The sequence below is a fragment of the Variovorax sp. GW821-FHT09B01 genome, from assembly GCF_059418345.1.
The window spans coordinates 1-19,544 of sequence record NZ_JBWKPQ010000019.1 but is presented as its reverse complement, the minus strand read 5'-3'; the positions used below and the strand labels follow the sequence as shown (position 1 = coordinate 19,544).

The 19,544-nt window shown below is 70.0% G+C and carries 18 protein-coding genes and 1 pseudogene; 16 read left to right on the top strand and 3 right to left on the bottom strand.

Annotation, left to right across the window (positions count from 1 at the left end; all coding sequences use genetic code 11):
• The first annotated feature begins 7 nt into the window (after positions 1-7).
• The 16 genes from glpD (at position 8) to AC07RV_RS34195 (ending at position 15,430) form a co-directional block, all read left to right on the top strand.
• Positions 8-1,702, top strand: coding sequence for a glycerol-3-phosphate dehydrogenase (glpD, locus tag AC07RV_RS34270; RefSeq protein ID WP_296777393.1), 1,695 nt, complete (start codon positions 8-10; stop codon positions 1,700-1,702).
• Positions 1,702-2,775, top strand: a complete 1,074-nt coding sequence (locus tag AC07RV_RS34265) for an ABC transporter ATP-binding protein (protein WP_296777395.1) — start codon at positions 1,702-1,704, stop codon at positions 2,773-2,775. Before glpD ends, AC07RV_RS34265 begins: the two co-directional genes overlap by 1 nt.
• Before the next feature lies 1 nt (position 2,776).
• Positions 2,777-3,856: an ABC transporter ATP-binding protein gene (locus AC07RV_RS34260; RefSeq protein WP_208508518.1), complete on the top strand. Its 1,080-nt coding sequence runs from the start codon at positions 2,777-2,779 to the stop codon at positions 3,854-3,856.
• Positions 3,853-4,743 (top strand): carbohydrate ABC transporter permease, encoded by an 891-nt coding sequence (locus tag AC07RV_RS34255; protein ID WP_203201731.1) that lies wholly within the window; start codon positions 3,853-3,855, stop codon positions 4,741-4,743. The genes AC07RV_RS34260 and AC07RV_RS34255 overlap by 4 nt, the downstream gene beginning before the upstream one ends.
• Entirely contained in the window at positions 4,740-5,552 is an 813-nt protein-coding gene (locus AC07RV_RS34250; RefSeq protein WP_296777404.1) for a carbohydrate ABC transporter permease, read from the top strand. The genes AC07RV_RS34255 and AC07RV_RS34250 overlap by 4 nt, the downstream gene beginning before the upstream one ends.
• 13 nt (positions 5,553-5,565) lie before the next feature.
• On the top strand, positions 5,566-5,874 hold the full coding sequence (locus AC07RV_RS34245; RefSeq protein WP_093354762.1) for a DUF2160 domain-containing protein: 309 nt from the start codon (positions 5,566-5,568) through the stop codon (positions 5,872-5,874).
• Between the two features lie 101 nt (positions 5,875-5,975).
• Positions 5,976-7,706 carry an ABC transporter substrate-binding protein gene (locus AC07RV_RS34240; RefSeq protein WP_093354765.1) on the top strand — a complete coding sequence of 577 codons (1,731 nt, stop codon included), beginning with the start codon at positions 5,976-5,978 and terminating at the stop codon, positions 7,704-7,706.
• A 233-nt stretch (positions 7,707-7,939) separates the two neighbouring features.
• Entirely contained in the window at positions 7,940-8,923 is a 984-nt protein-coding gene (locus tag AC07RV_RS34235; protein ID WP_296777408.1) for a dialkylrecorsinol condensing enzyme, read from the top strand.
• A complete protein-coding gene (locus AC07RV_RS34230) occupies positions 8,913-10,055 on the top strand; it encodes a beta-ketoacyl-ACP synthase III (protein ID WP_296777411.1) in 1,143 nt (380 codons plus the stop codon). Before AC07RV_RS34235 ends, AC07RV_RS34230 begins: the two co-directional genes overlap by 11 nt.
• Positions 10,056-10,087: 32 nt before the next feature.
• A complete protein-coding gene (locus tag AC07RV_RS34225; RefSeq protein ID WP_208508520.1) occupies positions 10,088-10,483 on the top strand; it encodes a DarG family dialkylresorcinol biosynthesis protein in 396 nt (131 codons plus the stop codon).
• On the top strand, positions 10,480-11,493 hold the full coding sequence (gene darH, locus AC07RV_RS34220; RefSeq protein ID WP_296777417.1) for a BtrH-related acyltransferase DarH: 1,014 nt from the start codon (positions 10,480-10,482) through the stop codon (positions 11,491-11,493). The genes AC07RV_RS34225 and darH overlap by 4 nt, the downstream gene beginning before the upstream one ends.
• The gene (locus AC07RV_RS34215; protein WP_296777419.1) at positions 11,493-12,401 is read left to right on the top strand and encodes an ABC transporter ATP-binding protein; all 909 of its coding nucleotides are present in this window, start codon (positions 11,493-11,495) and stop codon (positions 12,399-12,401) included. The genes darH and AC07RV_RS34215 overlap by 1 nt, the downstream gene beginning before the upstream one ends.
• 6 nt (positions 12,402-12,407) lie before the next feature.
• The gene (locus tag AC07RV_RS34210; protein WP_296777422.1) at positions 12,408-13,565 is read left to right on the top strand and encodes an ABC transporter permease; all 1,158 of its coding nucleotides are present in this window, start codon (positions 12,408-12,410) and stop codon (positions 13,563-13,565) included.
• Positions 13,562-13,846, top strand: a complete 285-nt coding sequence (locus AC07RV_RS34205; RefSeq protein WP_296777425.1) for an acyl carrier protein — start codon at positions 13,562-13,564, stop codon at positions 13,844-13,846. Before AC07RV_RS34210 ends, AC07RV_RS34205 begins: the two co-directional genes overlap by 4 nt.
• A 7-nt stretch (positions 13,847-13,853) precedes the next feature.
• Positions 13,854-14,942, top strand: coding sequence for a beta-ketoacyl synthase N-terminal-like domain-containing protein (locus AC07RV_RS34200; RefSeq protein WP_296777428.1), 1,089 nt, complete (start codon positions 13,854-13,856; stop codon positions 14,940-14,942).
• Positions 14,939-15,430, top strand: coding sequence for a hypothetical protein (locus tag AC07RV_RS34195; RefSeq protein WP_296777431.1), 492 nt, complete (start codon positions 14,939-14,941; stop codon positions 15,428-15,430). Before AC07RV_RS34200 ends, AC07RV_RS34195 begins: the two co-directional genes overlap by 4 nt.
• A gap of 16 nt (positions 15,431-15,446) precedes the next feature.
• Here the strand turns inward: AC07RV_RS34195 and AC07RV_RS34190 are convergent, their stop codons facing one another.
• From AC07RV_RS34190 to AC07RV_RS34180, 3 genes and pseudogenes are all read right to left on the bottom strand, one after another.
• The gene (locus AC07RV_RS34190; protein ID WP_296777438.1) at positions 15,447-16,088 is read right to left on the bottom strand and encodes an HD domain-containing protein; all 642 of its coding nucleotides are present in this window, start codon (positions 16,086-16,088) and stop codon (positions 15,447-15,449) included.
• Between the two features lie 190 nt (positions 16,089-16,278).
• A pseudogene (gene mltB, locus AC07RV_RS34185) lies at positions 16,279-17,364 on the bottom strand (lytic murein transglycosylase B); the annotation flags it as partial.
• 57 nt (positions 17,365-17,421) lie between these two features.
• Entirely contained in the window at positions 17,422-19,449 is a 2,028-nt protein-coding gene (locus tag AC07RV_RS34180; protein ID WP_296777444.1) for a transglutaminase TgpA family protein, read from the bottom strand.
• Positions 19,450-19,544: the final 95 nt, after the last annotated feature.

The following is a 19,544-nucleotide window of genomic DNA, read 5'->3' as shown; positions in this document are numbered from 1 at the left end:
AACTCAAATGAAAAAAACCGAAAATACAATGGCCGCCTTCGGTGACTTTGGTCACGCATCGAAACAACAAGAGACGGGCGAAAGGACGGGTGGCATTCCAGTGAGCGATCTCTCCCAGAATCCGCCGGCACCGGCCACCGACTGCGATGTGCTGATCGTCGGCGGCGGCATCAACGGCTGCGGCATCGCGCGCGATCTCGCGGGCCGCGGCTGGCGCGTGGTGCTGTGCGAGAAGGACGATCTCGCTTCCCATACCTCCTCGTCGTCGACCAAGCTGATCCACGGCGGGCTGCGCTACCTCGAGTACTACGAGTTCTCGCTGGTGCGCAAGGCGCTGCAGGAGCGCGAGGTGCTGCTCAAGAGCGCGCCGCACATCATGTGGCCGCTGCGCTTCGTGATGCCGCACGACCCCTCGATGCGCCCGGCCTGGATGATCCGCATCGGCCTGTTTCTCTACGACCACCTCGCCAAACGCGAGGTACTGCCGGCCTCGCGCGGCGTGGACCTGCGCACCCATGCCGCGGGCGCGCCGCTCAAGCCGCAGTTCAAGCGCGGCTTCGTCTATTCGGACGGCTGGGTCGACGACGCGCGGCTGGTGGTGCTCAACGCGCTCGATGCGCGCACACGCGGCGCCGAGGTGCTCACGCGCACCCGCTGCGTGCATGCGCGGCGCGAGGCCGACGGCTGGACCGCGGTGCTCGAGGGCCCCGACGGCACGCACCGCACGGTGCGCGCCCGCGCGGTCGTGAATGCCGCCGGGCCCTGGGCCGAATCCTTCCTGCGCGGCGTGGCGAAGCCCTCCAACGGCGAGGCGCTGGCCACCAAGAGCCTGCGGCTCGTGAAGGGCAGCCACATCGTGGTGCCGCGCGTGTTCGCGCACGACCACGCCTACATCTTCCAGAACCCCGACAAGCGGATCATCTTCGCGATCCCCTACCAGGACGACTTCACGCTGATCGGCACCACCGACATCGAGCTGCATGGCGACGATCCGGGCGCGGCGCGCATCGCCGACGAGGAGGTCGAGTACCTCTGCACCCAGGCCAGCCGCTATTTCGAGCAGCCGATCGCGCCGAGCGACGTGGTGTGGACCTACTCGGGCGTGCGCCCGCTGCTCGACGATGCCTCGGGCGATCCGTCGGCGGTCACGCGCGACTACATGCTCGAGTCGAACACCGCCGCCGCGCCGCTGCTGTCGGTGTGGGGCGGCAAGATCACCACCTTCCGCAAGCTGGCCGAGGACGCCGCCGACGAGGTCGGCCGCATGCTGGGCCAGCCGAACAGCCAGCGCCCGGCCTGGACCGAGGGCGCCTTCCTCGCGGGCGGTGACCTGTCGGCCTGGATCGGCGCGGCGCAGCGGCCCGACGGCGATTTCGAACGCTTCCTGGCCGCCGTGCAGCAGCGCTACGGCTGGCTCGACGCCAAGCTCGCGCGCCGGCTCGCGCGTGCCTACGGCGCGCGCATCGGCGAGCTGCTCGGCGATGCGGCATCGATGGCCGACCTCGGCGCCGAGGTGGCGCCCGGCCTGCACGAGCGCGAGCTGCGCTTCCTGCAGCGCGACGAATGGGTGGTGAGCGCCGACGACGTGCTGTGGCGCCGCTCCAAGCTCGGGCTGCGCTACACGCCGCAGCAGCGCCGGCAGGTGGCCGACTGGCTGGATGCGCAGCGCGAGATTCTGGACATGCAAGGGAGGGAAGGCTGATGCAGCTGTCACTGGAGCGCGTGACCAAGAAGGTCGGCGCGCAAACCTGGCTCTACGAGCAGAGCATCGCGCCGAAGAGCGGCGCGGTGACCGTGCTGCTCGGCGCCACGCAGGCCGGCAAGACCAGCCTGATGCGGCTGATGGCCGGCCTCGACACGCCCACCGAGGGCCGCGTGCTGGTCGACGGCCAGGACGTCACCGGCATGCCGGTGCGCGAACGCAACGTGGCGATGGTCTACCAGCAGTTCATCAACTATCCCTCGCTGAAGGTGGCCGACAACATCGCCTCGCCGCTCAAGCTGCGCGGCGAATCGAACATCGACGCGCGCGTGCGCGCGCTGGCCGACAAGCTGTCCATCGGCATGTTCCTCGACCGCTATCCGCAGGAGCTCTCGGGTGGCCAGCAGCAGCGCGTGGCGTTGGCACGCGCGCTGGCCAAGAACGCACCGCTGATGCTGCTCGACGAGCCGCTGGTGAACCTCGACTACAAGCTGCGCGAAGGCCTGCGCGAGGAACTCACGCAACTGTTCGCGGCCGGCGACTCGACCGTGATCTACGCCACCACCGAGCCCGGCGAGGCGCTGCTGCTCGGCGGCCACACCGCGGTGATGGATGCCGGCGAGCTGCTGCAGTACGGCCCGACCGCCGAGGTGTTCCATGCGCCGCAGTCGCTGCGCGTGGCGCGCGCCTTCAGCGATCCGCCGATGAACCTGCTGGCCGGCACCGCCGCCGCGGGCAGCGTGCAACTGGCGCGCGGGCCGGCGCTGGCGCTCGCGCTGCCCGAGTCGGTGGCGGGCACGGTCACCATCGGGCTGCGCGCGAGCGCGCTCGACGTGGAAGCGGGCGAGGGCGACATCGCGCTGCCCGGCACCGTGGAGCTGGCCGAGATCTCGGGCTCCGACACCTTCGTGCACGTGGAGACCGCGGTCGGCGAACTGGTGGCGCAGCTCACCGGCGTGCACCGCTTCGAGCTGGGGGCCTCGATCACGCTGTACTTCAGCGCGGCGCGGGCCTATGTGTTCGATGCCGGCGAGAAGCTGGCGCGCGCGCCGGCATGGCGCAAAGGAAACTGAGATGGCCCGCATCGACCTCGACCTGGCCCACGCCTACCGCCCGAACCCGACGCAGGACAGCGACTATGCGCTGCTGCCGCTCAAGATGAGCTTTCGCGACGGCGGCGCCTACGCCTTGCTCGGCCCCTCGGGCTGCGGCAAGACCACCATGCTGAACATCGTCTCGGGCCTGCTCGTGCCCTCGCAGGGCACGGTCAAGTTCGACGGCCGCGACGTGACGCAGGCCACGCCGCAGGAACGCAACATCGCGCAGGTGTTCCAGTTCCCGGTGATCTACGACACGATGACCGTGGCCGAGAACCTCGCGTTCCCGCTGCGCAACCGCAAGATGCCGGCCGACCAGATCAGGAAGCGCGTCGGCGAGATCGCCGAGATGCTCGACATGAGCGGCCAGCTCAACCAGCGCGCGGCGGGCCTCGCGGCCGATGCCAAGCAGAAGATCTCGCTGGGCCGCGGCCTGGTGCGCAGCGACGTGTCGGCGGTGCTGTTCGACGAGCCGCTGACCGTGATTGACCCGCACCTCAAGTGGCAGCTGCGGCGCAAGCTCAAGCAGATCCACCGCGAACTCAAGCTCACGCTGATCTACGTCACGCACGACCAGGTCGAGGCGCTGACCTTCGCCGAGGAGGTGGTGGTGATGACGCGTGGCAAGGCGGTGCAGGTGGGCAGCGCCGACGCGCTGTTCGAGCGCCCGGCCCACACCTTCGTCGGCCACTTCATCGGCTCGCCGGGCATGAACTTCCTCGCGGCCCGCAGCGCCAACGGCACCATCGAGGTGGCGGGCACGCCGCTGGTGCCCACGCGCGAACTGCCGGCGGGCGAACTCAAGATCGGCATCCGCCCGGAGTACCTGCGGCTGGCCCCGGCCGGTGCCGGCGGCGCCGTGCCCGCGACGGTGGCGCAGGTGCAGGACGTGGGCACCTACACGATGGTGAGCGCCCGTACCGAGGGCGGCGACGGCAGCCCGCTCAAGGTGCGCCTGCATCCCGACGAGCAGCCGCCCGCGGTGGGCGACACCGTGTGGCTGCGCGTGCTGGATGCGCACACCTGCTACTACAAGGACGAGGAGCTGGTCGCATGAACGCCACCAACAAGCCCATCAACCAGAAGGCCTGGTGGCTCGTGCTGCCAGTGCTGATCTGCGTCGCCTTCTCGGCCATCGTGCCGCTGATGACGGTGGTGAACTACTCGGTGCAGGACATCATCTCGCCCGAGCGCCGCGTCTTCGTCGGCACCGAGTGGTTCGCCGCCGTGATGCGCGACGACGAGCTGCACCAGGCGCTGTGGCGCCAGCTCGGCTTCTCGCTCGCGGTGCTGCTGGTCGAGATCCCGCTGGGCATCGCGCTCGCGCTGTCGATGCCGGCCAAGGGCTGGAAGTCCTCGGCCGTGCTGGTGGTGGTGGCGCTCTCGCTGCTGATTCCGTGGAACGTGGTCGGCACCATCTGGCAGATCTACGGCCGCGCTGACATCGGCCTGCTGGGCCACGCGCTGCAGAAGCTCGGCGTGGACTACAACTACACCGGCAGCGCCACCGACGCCTGGCTCACGGTGCTGGTGATGGACGTCTGGCACTGGACGCCGCTGGTGGCGCTGCTGTGCTATGCCGGCCTGCGCTCGATCCCCGACGCCTACTACCAGGCCGCGCGCATCGACGGCGCCAGCAAGTTCGCGGTGTTCCGCTACATCCAGCTGCCCAAGATGCGCGGCGTGCTGATGATCGCGGTGCTGCTGCGCTTCATGGACAGCTTCATGATCTACACCGAGCCCTTCGTGCTGACGGGCGGCGGGCCGGGCAATGCCACCACCTTCCTGAGCCAGTACCTGACGCAGAAGGCCGTGGGCCAGTTCGACCTGGGTCCGGCGGCGGCGTTCTCGCTGATCTATTTCCTCATCATCCTGCTGCTGTGCTTCGTGCTCTACAACTGGATGCAGCGGGTGGGTACGCAAGAGGTGGAGAAAGAGCAATGAACGACAAGCGGTTCCACAAGCGCAGCATCTTTCTGGTGCTGTACATCCTGTTCGCGCTGTTGCCCATCTACTGGATGATCAACATGAGCTTCAAGACGAACGAGGAGATCCTCTCGAGCTTCTCGTTCTTCCCGCAGCAGCTCACCTGGGCCAACTACGCGCGCATCTTCACCGACGAGTCCTGGTACTCGGGCTACATCAACAGCCTGATCTACGTGGCGATCAACACGGTGATCTCGCTGACCGTGGCGCTGCCGGCGGCCTATGCCTTCTCGCGCTACTCGTTCCTCGGCGACAAGCACGTGTTCTTCTGGCTGCTGACGAACCGCATGACGCCGCCCGCGGTGTTCCTGCTGCCCTTCTTCCAGCTCTACAGCACGGTCGGCCTGATGGACACGCACCTGGGCGTGGCGCTCGCGCACCTGCTGTTCAACGTGCCGCTCGCGGTCTGGATCCTCGAAGGCTTCATGAGCGGCATACCGCGCGAGATCGACGAGACGGCCTACATCGACGGCTACTCGTTCCCGCGTTTCTTCCTCACCATCTTCCTGCCGCTGATCAAGGCCGGCGTGGGCGTGGCGGCCTTCTTCTGCTTCATGTTCAGCTGGGTCGAGCTGCTGCTGGCGCGCACGCTCACGAGCGTGAACGCCAAGCCGATCGTGGCGACGATGACGCGCACCGTGAGCGCCTCGGGCATGGACTGGGCGACCCTGGCGGCGGCCGGCGTGCTGACCATCGTGCCGGGCGCGATCGTGATCTGGTTCGTGCGCCACTACATCGCGAAGGGTTTCGCGATGGGCCGCGTCTGAGGAGACAACAGAGATGTTCGACTGGATGGTCTGGACCACCCCGGTGGCCGTTTTCTTCATCTGCATCGTGCTCATGCTGGCCGGCATGACGGTGTGGGAGCTCAAGTCGCCGACCACGCTGCGCCGCGGCTGGCTGCCGATCGCCACCACGCGCGGCGACCGGCTGTTCATCGGGCTGCTGTCGGCCGCCTACGTCAACCTGGCCTTCGTCGGCCTGGCCGACAAGTTCCAGGCCTGGTTCAGCCTCGAGGCCGAGCCCTCGGTCTGGATCAGCTTCGTGCTGTCGATGGCGCTGCTCGCGCTGATCCTGCGCAAGGGCTGAACGCGACACGCCTTCTTCTTTCCACAACGAATCCGGCTCTCCGCCTCCCCGGAGCCGCGATCGACAAAGCCGGGGAAGCAATCAACCGAGGAGACACGTTCATGAAGATGCGCTACACAGCGTTGGCGTTGGCGGCTGCGATGTTCGCCGCGCACGGTGCGTCGGCCGGGGAGGCCGAAGCCAAGAAATGGATCGACAGCGAGTTCCAGCCTTCGACCTTGTCCAAGGACAAGCAGATGGAGGAAATGAAGTGGTTCATCGAGGCCGCGAAGAAGCTGCAGGCCAAGGGCGTGAAGGAGGTGTCGGTCGTTTCCGAAACGCTGACCACCCATGAATACGAATCGAAGACGCTGGCCAAGGCCTTCGAGGAGATCACCGGCATCAAGGTCAAGCACGACCTGATCCAGGAAGGCGACGTGGTCGAGAAGCTGCAGACCTCGATGCAGTCGGGCAAGTCGATCTACGACGGCTGGGTCTCCGACTCTGACCTGATCGGCACCCACTACCGCTACGGCAAGATCATGTCGCTGACCGAGTACATGGGCGGCGCGGGCAAGGAGTTCACCAACCCCGGCCTCGACCTCAAGGACTTCATCGGCACCAGCTTCACGACCGCGCCCGACGGCCAGCTCTACCAACTGCCCGACCAGCAGTTCGCCAACCTCTACTGGTTCCGCGCCGACCTGTTCGCGCGCAAGGACCTGCAGGACAAGTTCAAGGCCAAGTACGGCTACGACCTGGGCGTGCCGCTGAACTGGAGCGCTTATGAAGACATCGCCGAGTTCTTCAGCACCGACGTGAAGACCATCGACGGCAAGCCGATCTATGGCCACATGGACTACGGCAAGAAGGACCCGTCGCTGGGCTGGCGCTTCACCGATGCCTGGCTGTCGATGGCCGGCGCGGCCGACAAGGGCATCCCGAACGGCATGCCGATCGACGAATGGGGCATCCGCGTGGCGGCCGACAAGTGCACGCCGACCGGTGCATCCGTTTCGCGCGGCGGTGCGACCAATTCGCCGGCCGCGGTCTACGCGCTCACCAAGTACATCGACTGGATGAAGAAGTACGCGCCCAAGGAAGCCATGGGCATGACCTTCGGCGAGTCGGGTCCGGTGCCGGCGCAGGGCCAGATCGCGCAGCAGATCTTCTGGTACACGGCCTTCACCGCCGACATGACCAAGAAGGGCTTGCCGGTCGTCAACGAGGACGGCTCGCCCAAGTGGCGCATGGCCCCCGGCCCGAACGGCCCGTACTGGAAGCAGGGCATGCAGAACGGCTACCAGGACGTGGGCTCGTGGACCTTCTTCAAGGGCCACGACGCCAACAAGACGGCCGCGGCCTGGCTCTACGCGCAGTTCATCACCGCCAAGACGACCTCGCTGAAGAAGTCGATCACCGGCCTGACCTTCATCCGCGACAGCGACATCCGCTCGGACTACTTCACGCAGAACGCCAACAAGTACGGCGGCCTGATCGAGTTCTACCGCAGTCCGGCGCGCGTGGCCTGGACCCCGACCGGCACCAACGTGCCCGACTATCCGAAGCTCGCGCAGCTGTGGTGGAAGAACGTGGCCGAGGCCGTGACCGGCGAGAAGACCCCGCAGAAGGCGATGGACAACCTGGCCGACGAGATGGACAACGTGATGGCCCGCCTCGAGCGCGCCGGCATGGCCAAGTGCGCGCCCAAGCTCAATCCCAAGGGCGACCCGGCCAAGTACCTGAGCGACGACCACGCGCCGTGGAAGAAGCTGGCCAACGAGAAGCCCAAGGGCGAGACCATCGACTACAACAAGCTGCTGACGGCCTGGAAGGAAGGCAAGGTTCGCTGATCGGGACGATCGCCCGAACCCTGCCCGAACCTTACCGGAAGGGGCCGTGCCGCGAGGCGCGGTCCCTTTTTGCATGCGCGCCAGGCATGCGGCCCCGGGGCCTACGAGTCCTCGTACGCCGCGCGTCGCCGGTGGGCCGCATCCTTTCGATGCATGACCTATGGCAGATGCGCGATGCCGGGGCATCGCGTACATTCGACGGCCCTTCGAACCGCCCACCCGTGAATTCCAGCTTGTCCAGCCCTTCCGAGGCCGTCGCGCCGCCCACCGCCAAGCGCGTGCTCGTGATCCACTATTCGCAGACCGGCCAGCTCGGCAGCGTCGCCGAGCGGATCGTGGCGCCGCTGCGCGACGACCCGGCGATCGCGGTGCACGTGGAGACGCTGCGGCCGGTGCGGCCCTTTCCGTTCCCCTGGGGCTTCATCCGCTTCTTCGACGCCTTCCCCGAGACCGCGCACATGAAGCCGCCCGCGCTGCAGCCGCTGGCGCTCACGGGCGAGGAGGACTTCGACCTCGTGATCCTGCCCTACCAGGTGTGGTTCCTCGCGCCCTCGCAGCCGATCACGGCCTTCCTCAAGCACCCGGTGGCGGCGCGCCTGCTCCGGGGCAAGCCCGTGGTCACGGTGATCGCCTGCCGCAACATGTGGCACCTCGCGCACGAGAAGCTCAAGGGCCTGCTGGCCGTCATCGATGCGCGGCTGATCGACAACGTGGTGCTGACCGATCCGGGTCCCACGCTCGCCACTTTCTTCACCACCCCGGCCTGGCTGGTCTGGGGCCGCAAGCGCGGCTTCTGGGGCATGCCCGACGCGGGCCTCGAGCCGGGCCAGATCGCGCGCACCGTGCGCTTCGGGCGTGCGCTGCGCGATGCGCTGCACCAGGGGCTCGAGCGCGGCACCGCGCCGCTGCTCGCGGGCCTGGGCGCGGTCAACGCCAATGCGCGGCTCCTGGTCAGCGAGAAGGCCGGCACGCGCAGCTTCTTCCTCTGGGGCAAGCTCTTGATGGCCGCCGGCGGTCCCGGGGCCTGGCAGCGCAAGCCGCTGCTGGTGCTGTACGTGCTGTTCCTGCTCGCGCTGATCGTCACCGTGGTCCCGGTGAGCCTCACGCTGCAGGCGCTGCTGCGCCCTCTGCTGCGAGGGTGGCTGACTAGAATGACCGCCCATTTCGAGTGGCCCTCCGGCTCGGCCACGGACCGTTCCCATCTCTATGACGACTGATGTCTTCCTGACCCGTACCGCCGCCTTCCTGCCTTTTGCTCCGGTCAGCAATGAAGACATCGAAGAAGTCCTGGGCCGCGTCGGCGACCGGGTGTCGCGTGCGCGACGCCTGATCCTGCGCAGCAACGGCATCCAGTCGCGCCACTACGCGATCGACCGCGCGACCGGCCTGCAGGCCATGAGCAATGCCGAGCTCACCGCCGCGGCGATCCGCAACCTGGGCACGCCCGAGGAGCTGGGGCGCATCGACTGCCTCGTCACCGGCACCTCGATGCCCGACCAGCTGATGCCCAACCACGCGGTGATGGTGCACGGCGAGCTCGGCTGGCCGCGGCTCGAGGTGGTGGCCTGCGCGGGCATCTGCCTGGCCGGCGCCACGGCCCTCAAGCACGCCTGGCTCTCGGTGCGCGCGGGCGATGCCGAGCGCGCCGTGGCCACCGGCTCGGAGCTGGCCTCGCCGCTGATGCGCGGCTCGCGCTTCGAGGCCGAGATCGAGCACCGCATCGACCTGCTCGAGACGAATCCCGAGATCGCGTTCGAGAAGGACTTCCTGCGCTGGATGCTGTCGGACGGCGCGGGCGCGGTGCTGCTGGAGCGCGCGCCGCGCGGGCCGCTGTCGCTCAAGGTCAAGTGGATCGATCTCTCGTCGGCCGCGCATGAGCTGCCGGTGTGCATGTATGCCGGCGCCGACCGCAATGCCGACGGCAGCCTCACCGGCTGGGCCCGCACCGCGCCGCGCGACTGGCACCGCGACTCCACCTTCGCGATCAAGCAGGACGTGCGGCTGCTCAACGAGAACATCGTGCGCGCCACGCTCGGCGAGCCGCTCGCGGCCATCGTCGAGAAGCGCGGCCTGCGGCCCGATGACGTCGACTGGTTCCTGCCGCACCTGTCGTCGAGCTACTTCGTGGCGCCGGTGGCGCGCTGCCTCGAGCAGATGGGCTTCGCCATTCCGCGCGAGCGCTGGTTCAGCAACCTGGTGCGCAAGGGCAACACCGGTTCCGCCTCGCCCTACATCATGCTCGACGAGCTGTTCCGATCGGGCCGCATCCGGCCCGGCCACAAGCTCCTGATGTTCGTGCCCGAGAGCGGCCGCTTCTCGAGCGGTTTCATCTACCTCGAAGCCGTCTGACACGAAGCCGATGGCGAAGGAGAGACGCTGACATGGACCTCGACGCAGTTCCCCAGGAAGGCAACGCCACGCTCGCGGGCCACGCCAAGCTGATGTACGCGCGCGATGCGCAGGGCCGCGTGGTCACGACCACCTCGCGCGGCTGGGAGGCCGAGGAGATCGTCACCACCCACGCGGTCGACACGCTGGTGGCGCAGGCCGCAACGGCGCGCGAGCGCGTGGCGCAGGGCCTGGCCTCGCCGCTCGAATACTGGATGTACGACCGCCGCATGGACGTGGCGCTGCTGTCGCAGACCAGCGGCTTCTGGCAATGGCGCGTGCGGCGCCACCTGCAGCCGCGGCACTTCGCGGCGCTCTCCGGGGACCAGCTCGCGCGCTATGCGCAGGCGCTGGGCCTGTCCGTCGCCGCGCTCAAGGAACTGCCATGAATGCCATCGCCGCACCGGTCGCCGACGCCGGCTTCCGCCACAGCCAGGCCGCTCATTGCGAGAGCGGCGTGATCTCGAGCCTGATGCGCCACCACGGCGTGCCCGCGATGACCGAGAGCATGGCGCTGGGCCTGTCCTCGGGCCTCTCGTTCGCCTACCTGCCGTTCATCAAGCTCTCGGGCCTGCCGCTGATCTCCTACCGCATGCCGCCGCGCGCGATGATCAAGGGCCTGCTCGCGCCGATGGCCGCGCGCTTTTGCTTCGAGACCTTCAGAAGCCCCGAGGACGGCCAGCGCCGGCTCGACGCGCTGCTCGCCGACGGCCACCTCGTGGGCCTGCAGACCTCGGTCTACTGGTTGCCGTACTTCCCGCCCAACATGCGCTTCCACTTCAATGCGCACAACCTGCTGGTCTACGGCAAGGAGGGCGACGACTACCTGATCAGCGACCCGGTGTTCGAGGAACCGGTGCGCTGCGCCAGCGCCGACCTGGCGCGCGCGCGCTTCGCGAAGGGCGTGCTCGCGCCCAAGGGGCTCATGTACTACCCGCAGGCGATCGAGCGCAAGGCGGTCGACGCGGGCGCGGTGCGCAAGGCGATCCTGAAGACCGTGCGCAACATGCTCGCGCCGGTGCCCATCGTCGGCGTGCGCGGCATGCGCACCCTGGCCGGCCGCATCGCGAAGCTCGCGCCCGCCGATCCGCGCACCGTGGCCTTCATCGGCCACCTGGTGCGCATGCAGGAGGAGATCGGCACCGGCGGTGCCGGCTTCCGCTTCATCTACGCGGCCTTCCTGCAGGAGGCCGCCGCGCTGCTCGGCAAGCCGCAGCTGCTGCAGATGTCCGACCGCCTCACGGCCATCGGCGACGACTGGCGCGCCTTCGCGCTCAAGGCCGCGCGCATGGTCAAGGGGCGCGAGGCGGTCGATCCGGCGAAGCTCGCGGCGTTGCTGCGCGAGCAGGCGCAGCGCGAGCAAAGCTTCTTCCGCGACCTCAAGGCCGCCGTGTCCTGATGCTCGAACTGCAGGGGCTGAACCACCGCTACCCCCACGCCCAGGCGAACGCGCTCGACGCGGTATCGCTGGCCGTGCCGCGCGGCTGCGTGCTCGGCCTGCTCGGGCCCAACGGCGCGGGCAAGACCACGCTGATCTCGCACCTGTCGGGCGCGCTCGCGGTGCAGTCGGGCCAGATCCGCATCGATGGCGTGCCGCTCGCGCAGGTGCGCGCGCAGGCGCCCACGCGCATCGCGGTGGCGCCGCAGGACCATGCCTTCTACCCGATGCTCACCGTGGCCGAGAACCTGGCCTGCTTCGCCGCCGCGGGCCGGCTCGCGGGCGCGCGCAAGCGCGAGCGCATCGCGGCCTGCCTGGCGTTCGCGCAGCTCGAGGCTTTCGCGGGCACGCGCGCCGAGCGGCTCTCGGGCGGCCTCAAGCGCCGGCTCAACCTCGCGATCGCGCTCTTGCCCGAACCCGAGCTGATGCTGTTCGACGAGCCCACCGTCGGCGTCGATCCGCAATCGCGCGCCTTCGTGCTCGACGCCATCAAGGGCCTGGCGCACGCGGGCGCGGCGGTGATCTATGCCTCGCACTACATGGAGGAGATCGAGGCCATCGCCGACCGCGTGGCGATCCTCGACCATGGCCGGGTGCTGCGCGAGGGCTCGCTCGAGGAACTGCTGTCGAAGAACGCGATGCTGCTCACGCTGGCGGCCGACGGGCTCGATGCGCAGATGCTCTCGCGCTTCGGCACGGTGGAGCAGGGCGGCGTGCACTGGCGCATCCACCTGCATCCGGGCACCGGCCCGGCCCCGGTGCTGGCCGCGCTCGAGGCTGCGGGCATCGAGGTGCGCCATGCCGAGTTCGGCCGCCACGACCTCGAGCAGCTGTTCATGGCGCTCACCCACCGCTCGCTGCGGGACTGACCACCGATGCTCTGGGCCCTCATCCAAAAGGAACTGCTCGCGCTGCGGCGCGACATGCACGGCCTGGCCGCGCTGTTCCTGATGCCGATGATCTTCATCGTGCTGATGTCGCTGACGCTCAAGGACATCTACCGCCCGCCACTGGCCGCGCTGAACTACGCGGTCGACGTGCGCGACAACGGCACGCCCGCGCAGTGGCTGCTGCAGCTGTGGCGCAAGGCCCATGGCGCGCCCGAGCCGCTGGGAGCCGACTGGCAGGCACGGCTGCGCCGCGGCGAGCTCAAGTACGTGATCGTGCTGCAGCCGGGGCTGTCGGACGAGCTCGAATCGGTGGCGCTCTCGACACGCCCCTACATCCAGCTGCTGACCGAGCCCGGCATCGACAGCAACCTGCACAACGCGCTGCGCGCCGAGCTGGTCGGCGCCTCGGGCGAGCTCAAGGCGCGGCTCGCGCTGCAGGTGCCGGGCACCGCGGGGCCGGCGCAGGGCGCGTCGATCCAGGCGCTGGTGCAGGCCGAGCGCTTCGCGAGCAGCGGGCCGCGGCCGACCTCGGTGCAGCAGAACGTGCCGGCCTGGCTGGTGTTCGGCATGTTCTTCGTGGTGGCCTCGCTCTCGAGCCTGCTGGTGCAGGAGCGCGGCTCGGGCGCGCTGGGCCGGCTGCAGAGCCTGGGCGTCTCGCGCGCCATGCTGCTGGCCTCGAAGGCCTTGCCCTATCTCGCGGTGAACGCGGTGCAAGCGCTGCTGATGCTGGCCGCGGGCATCTGGCTGATGCCGCTGATCGGCGGCGATGCGCTCTCGCTCGCGGGCATCGACTGGGGCGCGCTGCTGGTCGCGCTCGGCGCGGTGAGCCTGGCGGCCGTGAGCCTCTCGCTGGCGCTGGCCTGCGCGGTGCGCAGCCATGCGCAGGCCGCCACCATCGGGCCGATGGTCAACGTGCTGATGGCGGCCGCGGGCGGGATCATGGTGCCCAAGTTCGTGATGCCGGGCTTCATGCAGCGGCTGGTCGAACTCTCGCCGATGAACTGGGGCCTCGAGGCCCTGCTGACCGTGCTGCTGCGCGGCGGCGGCGTGGCCGACACGCTGCCGCAGGTCGGGCGGCTGGTGGTGTTCGCGGCCGCCATGTTCGTGCTCGCGGTCTTTCTCTTTCGCAGGCGCACGCCATGAACCTCGTCACTCCCGAATTCATCGCCCGGCTCAAGACGCTGGTGCTCGAGGCCGTCGAGAAGGAGCCGCCGCCCGGCGGCCTGTCGGACGACGAGGCCCTGTTCGGCCCCGAGGCGCGGCTGGACCTCGACTCGCTCGATGCGCTGCAGGTGTCGATGGCGATCCAGCAGGCCTTCGGCGTGCGCATGCCCGACAGCAAGGAGACGCGCCGCGCGCTGAGCTCGGTGGCGCACCTGGCCGAGCACCTGGCCGAGCACCTGCTGCGCGAGCAGAAGGCATGAACGCGCGATGAGGGATGTGTACCTCGGCGGCGTGGGGCTGGCCTGCGCGCTGGGCGACGACCTGGACGCGGCGCTCGCCAGCTTGCGCGCGGGCGGCGTGCGGCCCGTGCCGGTGGCCGTGTCGGCGCAGGCGCAGTGGCCCGTCTACCAGTTGTCGGCGAGCGATGGCGGTTGGGACGAACGCGTGCGCCGGCGCGCGCGCGCGGTGGTGGCGCAGGCCGATCGCGCGGGCGGCGCGGTGTCGCGCGACGCGCCGCTGTTCGTCGCCTCGTCCTCGCTCGACATCGGCCACATGGAGCACGAGAAGGACGACCGCCGGCTCGGCGGCGACCTGCTCGACTTCGCCGAGATCGTGGCCGGCGCGCTCGCCTGGCGCGGCCCGGTCTTCACCGTGTCGACGGCCTGCACCTCGGCGCTCAACGCGATCCTCGCGGCCTCGGACTTGCTGCGCGGCGGCGGGGCCGAGGAGGCGCTGGTGCTCGGCGCCGAGCCCGACAACCGCTTCACCGTGGCGGGCTTCGGCGCGATGCAGCTGCTGTCGCCCGATGGCGCGCGGCCCTTCGGCGCCGGGCGCGACGGGCTGGTGCTCGGCGAGGCCTTCGCGGCGCTGCAGCTGCGCACGCGGCCCGCGCGCTGGCGCATCGCGGGCGGAGCGAACAGGGTCGACGGCAGCAATCCCGCGGGCAACGAGGCGGGCGCGGTGCGCACCGTGTGCGAGGCCGCGCTCGCGCAGGCCGGGCTGCGGCCGCGCGACATCGACCTGGTCAAGGTGCAGGCCGCGGGCAGCCCCGGCAACGACGCCGTGGAGGCGCAGGCGCTGCGCGCGCTGTTCGATCCGCTGCCGCCGCTGGTGTCGTTCAAGACCGCGATCGGCCACACGCTCGGCGCCTCGGGCGCGGCCGAGCTGGCCTTGCTGACCGGCTGCATCGCGCACGGCGCCTGGCCGGTGGCGACGCATGCGCCCGACGAGGCGCTGGGCCTGTCGCTGAGTGCTTCGGCGCCGCGCGGACTGCGGCATGTGCTGTTCAACGTGCTGGGCTTCGGTGGCGGCCATGCGGCGCTGGTGCTCGAGGATGCGGGGGAGGGCGCGCCATGATCGAGGGCTGGCGCGTCGTCGCGCATGTCGGTGCCGATCCCCTACCGGACGACTGGCACGCGCAGCTCGTGCAGCGGCTCGGCTATCGGCCGCGCCGCGTCGGCACCTGGACCGAGCTCGCGATGCATGGCGCGCTGCGCTGCATCGACGCGGCCGGCGAAACCGCGCTGCCCGCCGGTGCGCGCCTGCGCGTCGGCAGCCGGCGCGGGCCCTGGGCCGCGACCTGCACCGGGCTCGAGCAGCTCGATGCGGGGCTCACCATGCCCTTCACCTTCATGCAGAGCCAGCCCGCGCTGGCGCTGGCCGAGGTCGGCCGCTGCCTGGGCTGGCGCGGCGACGGCAGCTTCGTGCTGAACCGCGATGCGGAGCAACTGCTGCGACTGGTGGTGCATGGCGCGGGAGCCGATGGCCTGCTGCTGGGCCAGGTCGAGGAGGCCGGTGGCGCCTTGCCGATGCGCTCGGAATGGTGGCGGCTGCTGCCGGCCTGAGAGACCGGCGGCGTGTTCAGCCCGCGATCGACCGGCGCAGGTTCTCGCGCGCGCGGGCCTCGAGCAGGGCGTGCATGCGCGGCGTGGCGTAGATCGCCTCGCGGTCGAGGAAGCGTTGCAGGATCTCGCGCCGGCGCGGCAGGCGGATCTCGAGCGGCACGAAGGCGTATTCCCGTCCGACCTGCTCTTCGTACTCATCGAAGCGCGCGCGCTCGGCGCCGAGGATCGAGAGGTCGATGTCGATCAGCAATTCGGCATCGCGGCCCTCGGGCACCGCATCGTGGCGCGTGGCCATCACGAGCGCGTGCACGCGCTGCGCCGCGTCCTCGCCGGCCTCGAAGCTGCGCAGCGCCTCGAGCGCCCAGGCGGCGCTGCGTGCCTCGTTGTCGTGCGCATGCACGTCGTAGATCGCGTCATGGAACCACAGCGCGAGCGCCACCTCGCCGGGGCGTTGCGCGGCGGCCTGCTCGCGCTCGAACCAGGCCAGGCATTCGCCGAGGTGCTGCAGCGTGTGGTAGTGGCGCTGCGGCTCGGCGTAGCGGCGCTGCAGCTCGTCGCACAGCGCATCGCGCTCGGGCGTGGCGGGGTGCGCGATGCCGAGCGCGCGCCAAGCGGCGTGCCAGTTGGCCCGCAGGGCCGCGCTCGACAGGGGTGTCATCGCGCGGCCCTCACTGCGGCAGCGGCATCGGTTGCCGCGGCGAGGAGGCGGGCGGCAGCGGTTGCGAGGCCGTCGGCTCGGTCGGCGTCGATTGCAGGGGCAGCGGCATCGGTTGCGCATCGAGCCTCGGCTGCGAGCGCAGCGGCGCGGGGGCCGGCGCGAGTACCGGCTGCGGCGCCGGCGCATAGCCCATCGCCGCCTTGATCTCGTTGCCGAGGTCGAGCACCGACATCGCGTAGTAGCTGCTCCAGTTGTAGCGCGTGATCACGTAGAAGTTGCGCGTGCCCGCCACGTAGGTCGGCGCGGCGTTGGCGCCGTTCTGCAGTTCGATCAGCGCGAGCAGGCCGCGATGGCGCTGGCCCTCGCCGTCGGGCACCGCGCCCGCGGCCACGAAGCTGTCGGCGCTGAAGCTCGGCAGGATGTCGGGCGCCAGCAGGATGTCCTTGCGCAGCCGCGACTCGTCGAAGCGCACCGGGTAGATCGCGGGCATGCCCGGCTGCCAGCCGAAGGCCTTGAAGTAGCTGGCCACCGAGCCGATCACGTCGGCCGTGTTGTTGACCAGGTCGATGCGGCCGTCGCCGTCGAAGTCGACCGCGTACTTGGCGATGCTGCTCGGCATGAACTGCGGCATGCCCATCGCGCCCGCGTAGCTGCCCAGCGGCACCATCGGGTCGTCGGCGGTGCGGCTCTCGGTGCTCAGGAAGCTCTCGAGCTCGCCGCGGAAGAAGGCCTGCCGCTCGGCCGCGCGCGGATGGCCCTGCGGGAAGTCGAAGGCCAGCGTGGCGAGCGCGTCGATGACGCGGAAGTTGCCCATGTTGCGGCCATAGATGGTCTCCACGCCCACGATGCCCACGACGATCTCGGGCGGCACGCCGTAGGTGGCCTCGGCGCGCGCCAGCAGGTCGGCATTGGCGCGCCAGAAGCGTACGCCCGCGGCGATGCGCGTGGCATCGATGAAGCGGCTGCGGTAGACCTGCCAGTTCTTCACCGTGCCCACCGGTCCCGGCAGCATCAGCCGCGGCACGTTGGGCAGGAAGCGCGCACCGCCGATGGTGGCGCGCACCCATTGGCGGTCCAGGCCCCGGCGCGCCGCGACCTCGTCGGCGAAGCGCATCGCGTCGTCGCGCGTGGCGTAGGGCGTGCTGCCGACCACGGCCTTGACCGCGGGGCGGGGCTGGGCCGCGGCCTGCGTGGCGAGCCCGGCGGCACAGGCGGCAAGAAGGGCGAGGGCGGCGGCGCGGACCGGCTGATGCCGCGTGGAAAGGGAGGATCGCATCGGCCAATTGTGCCGCCCGGCCGCGCGAGGGCCGGCGGGCGACACATGTGGTTGCGTTCAGCCGGGTTGCAGCGCGGGCCCGGCCTTGCGCGCGGGCCATGGCAGGCGGCGGAACTCGGCGCGCAGCGCGGCCGGCGTGCCGGGGCCGGCCGGTGCATAGCGCTGGGCCTCGAGCTTCAGCAGCCAGTCGCGCAGCGGTGCGCTTTCATCGATGCCGAAGAAGGCTTCGGCCAGTGCCGCCATCTGGCGCGGCGGCGCGGTGTCGGGCACCGCGAGGCCGGCCTTCGCGAGCCGCGCGCGCGCACGGCCGAGCAGGCGCAGCCAGGGATCGTGCTGGCTGCGTTCCCACAGCGTCCAGAGCGCGCCGACCAGGCTCGCGCCCACCAGCAGGTAGAGCAGCACGTAGGCCAGGTCCTCGAGGCTCGGCGCCTCGAAGCCGATGTTCTTCAGCAGGTCGAGCTGGCGGCTCTGCGTGTAGTTGAGCACCCACTGGTTCCAGCCGTTGTTGACGGCCTCCCAGGTCGCGCGCAGGTTCTGCGCGAAGGTCGGGCTCATCGCGATGACGGCGCCCGCGAACAGACCCGGCGCCTGCACGAGGCGCATCGACTGGCCGACGCGTCCGGGCGCCACCGCGCCGGTGGGATCGACGCGCACCCAGCCCTTGCCGGCCTCCCAGACCTCGGCCCAGGCGTGGGCATCGCTCTGGCGCAGCACCCAGTAGCCGTCGATGCCGTTGAGCTCGCCGCCCTGGTAGCCGGTGACGATGCGTGCCGGCACGTTCATGCCGCGCATCAGCACCACGAAAGCCGAGGCGATGTGCTCGCAGAAGCCTTCCTTGCGGTCGAACCAGAACTCGTCGGCCGTGTTGTCGCCGTAGACGCCGGGCTCGAGCGTGTAGCTGTAGCCGCCGGTGCGCAGCCGCCGCAGCACCGCCTGCACGAGTGCGGGCGTGGCGGCGCCGGCCAGCGCCGGGTCGGCGAGCATCTCGCGCGCGAGCGCCACGGTGCGCGGGTTCGATGCGGGCGGCAGCGCGAGGTAGGCGCGCAGCGTGTTCGCGCTGTTCGCGGGGCCGCTCTCGAAGCGCGTGTAGCTCTGGGCGCGGTAGCGCACCAGGTCCGACAGTGGCCGGTTCACGAACCATTGCAGGTCCGAACTGCCCGTGACCTCGTAGCCCGGCAGTTCGGGCGCGCGTGGCGCGGCGTCGAGCGTCAGCAGCCACGGGCGGTTGCTGGGCTCGAGCGTGACCTCGTAGCCCAGCGGCTCGCCGCTGGTGCGCAGCTCGGAGCCGCCCGCGCCGCGGCGCCAGGACGGCAGCGCGGTCCATTCGCGGCCGTCGAACTGCGCGAGCACCGGGCCGCGGAAGTAGAGCTGGCTCTGCGGCGGCGCGCGGTTGCCGTCGAACTTGATGCGTGCCGCCACGCGCCCGTCGAGCGCGAGTTCGGCGATGGTGCCCACGCGCATCGTGTTCGACAGCCCGCTGCGTCCGGCCATCGCGTCGCCGGGCGTGCCCCACAGCGGCGCGAAGCGCGGGAACAGCAGGAACAGCGCGAACATGATCGGCGCGCCCGCGAGCGCCATCCATCCCGCGGTGCGCGCCGCCTGCGCGAGCGGCGGCCGGCCCACCGGCATGTGGGCGTTGACCAGCGCGGTCAGCAGGCCCAGCAGCGCGAGCAGCATCGTGATGGCGGTGGCGAGCGACTGTGAATAGAAGAAGTTCGTGAGCATCGCGAAGAAGCCCAGGAAGAAGACGACGAAGGCGTCGCGGCGCGCGCGCAGCTCGAGCGTCTTGAGTGCGAGCAGGATCACGATCAGCGTGACGCCGGCGTCGCGGCCCAGCAGGGTGCGGTGGGTGGCGAAGGTGGCGGCGACCGTCACCACGAGCAGGGCGATGCGCCACCAGCGGGAGGGGAGGGGTTTGGATTGGACGGCGAGGGTGCCGCGCCAGATCAGGACTGCTGTGGTGAGGGCGGTGCACCACCAGGGGAGGTGGTCTACCTGGGGGAGGATGATGAGGGCTATGACTGCCAGGAGGAAGAGGGTGTCTCTTGTGTCTCTTGGCAATGTGGCCATCGTTAGCTTCTTCATGAGGTTGGTTTCCTATGAAGGCTGTTGGCCGGGTCTCGCCCCGGCGGGCGAGTCACTTTCTTTTGCTTCGCCAAAAGAAAGTAACCAAAGAAAAG

Bases quoted from the DNA above. Each gene is read 5' to 3' on its own strand.
- AC07RV_RS34200 (WP_296777428.1), top strand. From the start codon at position 13,854: ATGAGGGATGTGTACCTCGGCGGCGTGGGGCTGGCCTGCGCGCTGGGC.
- AC07RV_RS34245 (WP_093354762.1), top strand. From the start codon at position 5,566: ATGTTCGACTGGATGGTCTGGACCACCCCGGTGGCCGTTTTCTTCATC.
- AC07RV_RS34210 (WP_296777422.1), top strand. From the start codon at position 12,408: ATGCTCTGGGCCCTCATCCAAAAGGAACTGCTCGCGCTGCGGCGCGAC.
- AC07RV_RS34255 (WP_203201731.1), top strand. From the start codon at position 3,853: ATGAACGCCACCAACAAGCCCATCAACCAGAAGGCCTGGTGGCTCGTG.
- AC07RV_RS34240 (WP_093354765.1), top strand. From the start codon at position 5,976: ATGAAGATGCGCTACACAGCGTTGGCGTTGGCGGCTGCGATGTTCGCC.
- AC07RV_RS34265 (WP_296777395.1), top strand. From the start codon at position 1,702: ATGCAGCTGTCACTGGAGCGCGTGACCAAGAAGGTCGGCGCGCAAACC.
- AC07RV_RS34250 (WP_296777404.1), top strand. From the start codon at position 4,740: ATGAACGACAAGCGGTTCCACAAGCGCAGCATCTTTCTGGTGCTGTAC.
- glpD (WP_296777393.1), top strand. From the start codon at position 8: ATGAAAAAAACCGAAAATACAATGGCCGCCTTCGGTGACTTTGGTCAC.
- AC07RV_RS34180 (WP_296777444.1), bottom strand. From the start codon at position 19,449: ATGAAGAAGCTAACGATGGCCACATTGCCAAGAGACACAAGAGACACC.
- AC07RV_RS34190 (WP_296777438.1), bottom strand. From the start codon at position 16,088: ATGACACCCCTGTCGAGCGCGGCCCTGCGGGCCAACTGGCACGCCGCT.
- AC07RV_RS34225 (WP_208508520.1), top strand. From the start codon at position 10,088: ATGGACCTCGACGCAGTTCCCCAGGAAGGCAACGCCACGCTCGCGGGC.
- AC07RV_RS34205 (WP_296777425.1), top strand. From the start codon at position 13,562: ATGAACCTCGTCACTCCCGAATTCATCGCCCGGCTCAAGACGCTGGTG.
- AC07RV_RS34230 (WP_296777411.1), top strand. From the start codon at position 8,913: ATGACGACTGATGTCTTCCTGACCCGTACCGCCGCCTTCCTGCCTTTT.
- AC07RV_RS34215 (WP_296777419.1), top strand. From the start codon at position 11,493: ATGCTCGAACTGCAGGGGCTGAACCACCGCTACCCCCACGCCCAGGCG.
- darH (WP_296777417.1), top strand. From the start codon at position 10,480: ATGAATGCCATCGCCGCACCGGTCGCCGACGCCGGCTTCCGCCACAGC.
- AC07RV_RS34260 (WP_208508518.1), top strand. From the start codon at position 2,777: ATGGCCCGCATCGACCTCGACCTGGCCCACGCCTACCGCCCGAACCCG.
- AC07RV_RS34195 (WP_296777431.1), top strand. From the start codon at position 14,939: ATGATCGAGGGCTGGCGCGTCGTCGCGCATGTCGGTGCCGATCCCCTA.